Here is a 624-nt window from a genome sequence, read left to right as displayed (position 1 = left end):
AGCATTGCAACGTTAGCAAAAATGGCTGACGTGCGTGAGCCCACTGTAAACCGTTTCTGTCGCCGCCTGGATACCAAAGGTTTCCCGGATTTTAAACTTCACTTGGCTCAGAGCCTTGCTAACGGTACGCCATATGTAAACCGTAATGTGGAAGAAGATGACGGCCCAGATGCTTACACGCATAAGATTTTCGAATCGACAATGGCGTGTTTGGATGTTGCTAAAAATAGCCTAGACCCGATGCAAGTAAACCGTGCGGTTGACTTGCTGACTCAAGCAAAACGTATTTCTTTCTTTGGTCTTGGTGCGTCTTCATCTGTTGCTCGCGATGCTCAAAACAAGTTCATCCGTTTTAATATCCCAATTACTTGTTTTGAAGATATTGTCATGCAACGCATGAGCTGTATTAACTGCAGCGACAACGACGTGATTGTTCTCATTTCTCATACTGGTCGCACGAAAAGCCAAGTTGAAATTGCGAATCTGGCTCGTGAGAACGGTGCAACTGTCATCGCTATCACTGCGAAAGATTCTCCATTAGAGAAAGCAAGTTCACTGGCTATCACTTTAGATATTCCTGAAGATACGGACGTATACATGCAAATGGCAAGCCGTGTCGTTCAA

The 624-nt window shown here is 44.7% G+C and carries 1 protein-coding gene; it reads left to right on the top strand.

Annotation, left to right across the window (positions count from 1 at the left end; genetic code table 11):
• On the top strand, positions 1 to 624 hold a 624-nt coding region (gene hexR, locus R7R78_RS27430), incomplete at both ends, for a transcriptional regulator HexR (protein ID WP_225474770.1).

Source organism: Vibrio sp. 2134-1 (genome assembly GCF_033339495.1).
The sequence above is the reverse complement of the archived record's forward strand: the minus strand, read 5'-3'. Positions and strand labels throughout refer to the sequence as shown.